The organism is Bacillus sp. JJ1521 (genome assembly GCF_036965165.1).
Lineage (GTDB): Bacteria > Bacillota > Bacilli > Bacillales > Bacillaceae_L > Ferdinandcohnia.
The window spans coordinates 24,320-30,826 of the sequence record NZ_JBALOX010000042.1; the positions used below are offsets into that span (position 1 = coordinate 24,320).

The 6,507-nt window shown below is 37.6% G+C and carries 7 protein-coding genes and 1 pseudogene; 6 read left to right on the top strand and 2 right to left on the bottom strand.

Features of this window, described 5'->3' with window-relative positions:
- Positions 1–6: 6 nt before the first annotated feature.
- Positions 7–657 (bottom strand): hypothetical protein, encoded by a 651-nt coding sequence (locus tag V7147_RS07515; RefSeq protein WP_335367230.1) that lies wholly within the window; start codon positions 655–657, stop codon positions 7–9.
- 301 nt (positions 658–958) lie between these two features.
- Between V7147_RS07515 and V7147_RS07520 the strand changes: the two genes are divergently transcribed.
- Both V7147_RS07520 and V7147_RS07525 read left to right on the top strand, forming a co-directional pair.
- The gene (locus V7147_RS07520) at positions 959–1,720 is read left to right on the top strand and encodes a sulfotransferase domain-containing protein (RefSeq protein ID WP_335367231.1); all 762 of its coding nucleotides are present in this window, start codon (positions 959–961) and stop codon (positions 1,718–1,720) included.
- Positions 1,721–1,752: 32 nt separating this feature from the next.
- Complete coding sequence (locus V7147_RS07525) at positions 1,753–2,565, top strand: sulfotransferase family 2 domain-containing protein (protein WP_335367232.1); 813 nt, start codon at positions 1,753–1,755, stop codon at positions 2,563–2,565.
- Between the two features lie 149 nt (positions 2,566–2,714).
- Here V7147_RS07525 and V7147_RS07530 read toward each other — a convergent pair whose 3' ends face one another.
- On the bottom strand, positions 2,715–2,882 hold the full coding sequence (locus V7147_RS07530) for a hypothetical protein (protein ID WP_335367233.1): 168 nt from the start codon (positions 2,880–2,882) through the stop codon (positions 2,715–2,717).
- Between the two features lie 185 nt (positions 2,883–3,067).
- Between V7147_RS07530 and sat the strand changes: the two genes are divergently transcribed.
- The 4 genes and pseudogenes from sat to V7147_RS07550 all read left to right on the top strand — a co-directional run bounded on the left by sat (position 3,068) and on the right by V7147_RS07550 (position 6,457).
- Entirely contained in the window at positions 3,068–4,255 is a 1,188-nt protein-coding gene (gene sat, locus V7147_RS07535) for a sulfate adenylyltransferase (RefSeq protein WP_335367234.1), read from the top strand.
- Positions 4,252–4,476 (top strand): annotated as a pseudogene (locus tag V7147_RS07540) (PHP domain-containing protein); the annotation flags it as partial. The gene sat and the pseudogene V7147_RS07540, both read left to right, overlap by 4 nt.
- 591 nt (positions 4,477–5,067) lie before the next feature.
- On the top strand, positions 5,068–5,715 hold the full coding sequence (cysC, locus tag V7147_RS07545; protein ID WP_335367238.1) for an adenylyl-sulfate kinase: 648 nt from the start codon (positions 5,068–5,070) through the stop codon (positions 5,713–5,715).
- Positions 5,693–6,457, top strand: a complete 765-nt coding sequence (locus V7147_RS07550) for a sulfite exporter TauE/SafE family protein (protein WP_335367235.1) — start codon at positions 5,693–5,695, stop codon at positions 6,455–6,457. Before cysC ends, V7147_RS07550 begins: the two co-directional genes overlap by 23 nt.
- Positions 6,458–6,507: the final 50 nt, after the last annotated feature.

The window sequence follows — 6,507 nt, forward strand, 5'->3', positions numbered from 1 at the left end:
GCTGATTCACTCTAGTCCCTGATCATACTTGGTAAACTCAGGTTGGAGACGCCATTCCTCAAAAAGAGACTTATCGACTTCAAATACTAATTGTAAAAACATTGGAGCTTTTTCTCCGAGGCCTTTAATGATTTTCTTTGGAAAGGATGGTTTTGAGATAAGATTCTTTTTTAATTTCATTACCTTGAGCGTGCCATCAGGCAGTATAATAATGTCCTCTAGTGCATGATTGGTCATAAATCCTTCTTCGTTAATCATCCTCAGTAGCTGAATCAACTTTTCCGTTAGCTCCCGAGTTATTCCATGGAGCTCAACATGTTTACGAGCGTTCGTATCCCCAATATTTTCTGTAACAAGAAATTTCTCACCCCATCCATACACCTCAGGACTAATCCCTTTATCTGCTCCAAGTCTTAAATTCGTGTATTCCTTCTCGGCATAGCCTTCCTTTGTAAATATTTTAATACAACGTTTTGTGTCAAGTTGAAAGACAGCATATTTATTATGTCTAAAAAGCAATGGTAAATCGGTAGGATTATCAACCTCTACCAATTCATCTTCTTCTGTATCAATTCGAAGCAGACGAATCTTTTGAAATTCTTTTATTAGACCCTCCTCCCTCAGCTTCTTCTTCTCATTTTTAATCTGATCTAACATCAAATTCACTCCCTTTTTCAACTTAATACATAATAAGCGAAATAAAAAAAAGAGAAACGGCTCTTGTCCGTTCACACTATTTTTAATCGAATTTAAGTAGAGAAAGGGGCAATTTTGTAGAGAAGCATAAGTCGTTAAATTATACACCCTTACAAGAACTACAACATTCTACTAAACGACAGGATGATACTAAACACCAATAAATTAGCCTTTTTTTATAAAAATAGTCTCCTCCCCCTTCCTCCTGGCTCTTTTGTGAATAATATATTGTTAATTCTTCTAGAAAGGGAGGGAAACACACATGGATGGAAACTTGCCACATTTCCTAATAATTGGTGCTATGAAATGCGGAACATCATCATTATATAGAAATCTAGTGAATCATCCCCAGGTTATTTCTGCTTCAAAAAAAGAAGTTCATTTTTTTGATAAAAAATTTGATCGGGGATTAGATTGGTATTTAAATCATTTTCCTCTACTATTGGAAAATACGAATGAGAATAGGCAAGATCTTATTACGGGAGAAGCAAGTCCAAAATATTTAGTTCATCCTGATGCACCAAAAAGAGCTTACGAAACATTACCAAACGCGAAGCTAATTGTTTTATTGAGAAACCCAGTAGATCGTGCATATTCTCATTACCATCATATGGCAAGAAATAGGAACGAGTTGTTGTCATTTGAAGAAGCAATAATGAAGGAAGCAGGGCAACTAAACCAACAAATGGAAAAAGTTTTAGACAATTACAAAACAATCCCCACTTCCTATTTGACTAGAGGCATATACGCCAATCAATTGGAGAGATGGATGCAGTATTTTCCTAGAGAACAGTTTTTAATATTAAAAAGTGAAGATTTTTTTAAGGACACTCAATCTACCTTTAAACAGGTGACCGATTTCCTAGGCATATCTGAATTCGATTTTAGCGAACACAAGCAATGGAATGTCGGCCAATACAATAGGATGGAAGAACAACTAAGAGAATGGCTAAAGTTATTTTTCAAACCGCATAATGAGCGTTTATATCAACTACTTGGTAGAAATTTAGATTGGGATGAATAGTATTAATAGCATTAGAGAATGAGAGGTAACCGATGATGAGAATTTTTTTTATTACTGAACCGGAAAGAAATGATAACGCGTTGTTATTTCTGCATATACCTAAAACAGGTGGACAAACATTTGGGAAAATCATTGAAAACCAATATCAAATCAGCGAGGTACTAAAGCTAAGAAGACATCAAACAATGGACGAATTGTTAAGCAGGATATCGAAGGAACAACCTACAAAAATTGGCTGTAATGTCGAACATCTTGAGAGATATTTGCAGCAAACCCCTGGTGGAGATGCCAATATAAGCTGTGCATATGGTCATATGCATTTTGGATTACACCGATATTTGTCAAAGCCTTTTACTTATGCTACTATGCTACGGGATCCCGTGGACCGGGTCATCTCACATTACTACTATTTTTTAGGTAAAGGCCATTTTAAAAAAGAAACAAGCTTTGAAGAGTTTATAACCACCCCAAAATTTTTTAATTTCCAAACACTTTATTTGTCTGGGGGAACTGCTCCAGATTTAGATGTAGCAAAAGCCAATCTAAATACCTATTTTCCCATTGTAGGGATTACAGAGTTATTTGAAGAATCTACCTTCTTGATGAAGAAGGAATTCGGTTGGAACGATATTGTTTATACGAAGAAAAATGTGACGGCTGTAAGACCAGAAAAGAAGCAAATTTCCAAAGAAATCACAGAGTTGATTATCCAACATAATAAATTAGACATCGAATTGTATCAATACGCGAGAAAATTGCTAGAAAATAAAATTCAGAATTTGGATTCTGTATCTTATCAGGAACTTCAAATGTATAAAAAAATTCAGCAGGAAAACAGGGGATAACCTTCATCAGCTGATTTAGGGCAATTCAAAAAGTCATTAGGAAGAATTACCGAGGATATCCTCATTTGCCGATAGTCATAATTTAGAAAATGATAAGGCTGTCTCCATCGGAAGTAATCATCCTTTGGAGCAGCTTTTTTCAATTGAAACTACTCTGATTGATTTTTCTCTTTTTTAGCAGATTTTTTAGCCTTTTTTGCCTCCTTTTTCGCAGCATCTTCTGCTTTCTTCGCTTCCTTTGTAGCCGCCTTCTCAGCTTTTTTTGCTTCCTTCCTTTTAGCCTTTTCCTCTTTCTGTGTATTTACATCATCAGTCATTTCTACACCTCCATTTCAAGTTAATCTATCTTATGAGGATAGAATTTAATTGCTACAGACCAGTAAAAACAACATTTTTAAAATGGTTTATAGCTGATATAAAATTGGATACTTGTTTAACACCATTAAGAGATTATTATCATTTACTAATAGAGAATAAATTGAAAGGAAGGAAGTGATTTCTAGTGGCTCAACTGATTCCACCACATGGGCACCACCTAGTAAACCTAGAACTATCTAGCCAAGAAGGAGCGAAATACGAGAGTCGTATCTCTCAAAAAAGTCGCATAATTATAGACAGTAGAGTACTGTCTGATTTACTACTTCTTGCTACAGGGGTTTATAGCCCTTTGAAAGGTTTTATGAAGCAAGCTGATTATTTATCCGTTTTACACAATATGTGTTTAAGCAACGGTACCATATGGAGTATACCGATCACATTACCAGTTGATTGGGAAACCGCAGATAAGCTCAAGGAGGGTGAAGAAATAGGGCTGATGGATGAGAGCAACAGGTTGCTCGCAGTATTATTTTTAGAGGAAAAGTATTCTTACGATAAGATGACAGAAGCCAAACTAGTCTATCAAACTACGGATGAGAAACATCCTGGTGTAGCCAAGCTGCTACGTCAGGGTAGTGTACTACTTGGAGGTGAAATTCGCTTAATTGAACGTCCCGCAGTCCCATTTACAAAGTACCATTATGACCCTTCTGACATGCGAAAGATCATTTCAGAAAAGGGGTGGAAATCCGTTGTTGCTTTCCAAACTCGCAATCCAATTCATCGAGCTCACGAATATATCCAAAAATGTGCACTTGAATTGGTTGATGGCTTAATTATTCACCCGTTAGTTGGACAAACAAAGGCGGATGATGTACCTGCAGATGTACGGATTCGAAGTTATGAGACACTTATTCGTAATTACTATCCTAATAGTCGAACATTGCTTGCAGTATTTCCTGCTGCCATGCGTTATGCCGGGCCTCGCGAAGCAATATTTCATGCCATTTGTCGTAAAAATTATGGGTGTACCCATATGATTATAGGAAGAGATCATGCGGGTGTGGGAGATTATTATGGGACATACGACGCCCAAAAACTAATCACCTCGGTATCAGCTAAAGGACTTGGCATTACACCACTCTGTTTCGAGCATTCTTTTTACTGCAAAGCCTGTGGAAGTATGGCATCGAACAAAACCTGTCCGCATAGTGACGAAAATAGGCTCATTTTAAGTGGTACAAAGGTCCGAGAACTACTACGTAGTGGTAAAGATTTACCGCCCGAGTTCTCCCGAAGAGAAGTTGCCGAAATTCTAAGACAAGCGTATAGTAACAAAGCTGATTCTGTTGAAGGGAATGATATCTCATGACAGAAAAAAGCTTATTAAACATATTAGAAGAAGGACACTTTGATCTCCACCTCCATTCAACCGCTTCCGATGGTATTTATTCACCACGGGAACTTGTACAAAAGGCACATGTTGCTGGGCTCAGAACCATCGCTATTACCGATCACGATACCCTTGATGGAGTCGAGGAAGCACGTCAGGCAGGACTTGATTATGGAATTAATGTGATTGCAGGTGTTGAAATAAGCACAAAATACAAAGGGAGAAGTATTGACATTCTAGGTTATCATATTGAAGCGAACTCTGAATTAACTTGCATTTTATCTCGCTTGCGTGATGGTCGTGAAGAGAGAGCGAAAAGGATCATTCAAAAATTTGCGGATTTAGGAATGCCCATAACGATTGACGATGTAAAAGAATTCAGTAAAGGGAATATAATTGCCAGACCCCATATTGCTAGGGCTATCGTTAAAAAAGGTTATGTATCTGATTACCAATCGGTTTTCGATAATTTTTTAGCAGATGGGAAGCCATGTTCTCTAGACAAGGTGATTCTTTCTCCTGAGGAAGGAATTGCTCTAATCCACCGAGCTGGGGGTAAAGCTGTCTTGGCACACCCATTGTTGATTGGAGACGACAAGGTCGTACGTGAATTAATGCAATTTCCTTTTGATGGAATAGAGGTGTGGCATCGAAAACAAAACAAGGATGATAATGCACGTTATCAGCAGCTTGCAAATGAATTTCAGATAATAATGACAGGAGGATCGGACTTTCATAATGATGAACATTCAATAGGAAATTTTGGATTAACATGGGCAGTACAAAGCAAGTTGGAAACAAAAGAAGTCAATATAGTATGGCAAAACACAAAAGTGACTATGAAAGACAGAATTCACCTTAATGGTCATAAAAGTTTTATACTATGGTTTACCGGGTTATCCGGAGCAGGAAAATCGACACTTGCTGTCGAGGTTGAAAAAGAATTATTTCGCCGTGGTATCCGGAGCTTTTTGCTTGATGCTGATAATATCCGTTTTGGATTAAATAAGAACTTACGCTTTAGTCCAGAGGATCGGACAGAAAATATTAGGCGCATTGGAGAAGTGTCCAAGTTATTTGTTGAGGCAGGTATAATTCCAATTGTAGCTAGTATTTCCCCTTACAGTGCCGACAGGGCAATGGTCAGGTCACTGGTCCCGAAAGGTTATTTTATTGAGATTTACGTTAAGTGTACAATCGAAGAGTGTGAGCGAAGAGATCCGAAAGGTCTATATAAAAAAACAAGGACTGGTGAAATAAAAAACTTCACAGGCATAACCGCCCCTTATGAGATCCCTGTTAATCCGGAAATTATAGTTGAAACTAATAAACTATCAATTAATGAAGCATTAAATACTATTTTACATTTTTTGGATGATAATGGATATCTATCCGATACTGAGTTGGTGGATATGCATGGATATTTGGATTGCAATTAGCGGCCTGTTAGTTGGAATAATTATCGGAGCAACAGGCATGGGCGGGGGCATTATTATGACTCCACTCCTTCTGTTTGGATTTGGTGTGTCCCCTGCTGTTGTGGTTGGCACGGACCTAATTTTTGCGGCTGTGACTAAGTCATTTGGAGCTTGGCAGCACTGGCGGCAAAAGACGATTGACTTCAACTTGCTATTACGTGTGGCCATTGGTAGCATTCCAGGAACGTTAACGGGATTGCTACTGCTTTATTTTATTAAACAGGATAACCAAACAGATTTAAATTTTTTTATTACTAAAAGCATTTCAGTCGCATTCATTCTTATTTCAGTCGTCATGCTACTGAATTTGTTTGTACAGAAAAAGTCCATATTTGACGGTTCAAAAAAGGTTAATACTGCTGTACTGATATCGATTGGATTTTTAACAGGTCTTCTAGTCGCAATCACCTCGGTAGGAAGTGGAACCTTATTTATTGCTTTGTTATTGTGGCTATACCCATTAAAAGCTTCCGCTCTTGTAGGTACAGATATACTTCACGGATTGTTGATAACTGGATTGGCAGGGTTAGCACATTCATTTTTAGGAACAATCGATTATGTGCTCGTGCTTCAATTGTTAGCAGGCTCGATTCCTGGTGTACTTATCGGTAGTAGGATAACTGTCAAATTACCAGACCTGTACATTCGTATCTTGTTGATTACCATGATGCTTGTTACTTCATTCATCCTATTATTTCGGTGAATCTATTTTTAAAAATTTATATGTACGGTATGTCATTTAGGAGATAAGAG

Bases quoted from the DNA above. Each gene is read 5' to 3' on its own strand.
- V7147_RS07520 (WP_335367231.1), top strand. From the start codon at position 959: ATGGATGGAAACTTGCCACATTTCCTAATAATTGGTGCTATGAAATGC.
- V7147_RS07530 (WP_335367233.1), bottom strand. From the start codon at position 2,882: ATGACTGATGATGTAAATACACAGAAAGAGGAAAAGGCTAAAAGGAAG.
- V7147_RS07550 (WP_335367235.1), top strand. From the start codon at position 5,693: ATGGATATTTGGATTGCAATTAGCGGCCTGTTAGTTGGAATAATTATC.
- V7147_RS07515 (WP_335367230.1), bottom strand. From the start codon at position 657: ATGTTAGATCAGATTAAAAATGAGAAGAAGAAGCTGAGGGAGGAGGGT.
- V7147_RS07525 (WP_335367232.1), top strand. From the start codon at position 1,753: ATGATGAGAATTTTTTTTATTACTGAACCGGAAAGAAATGATAACGCG.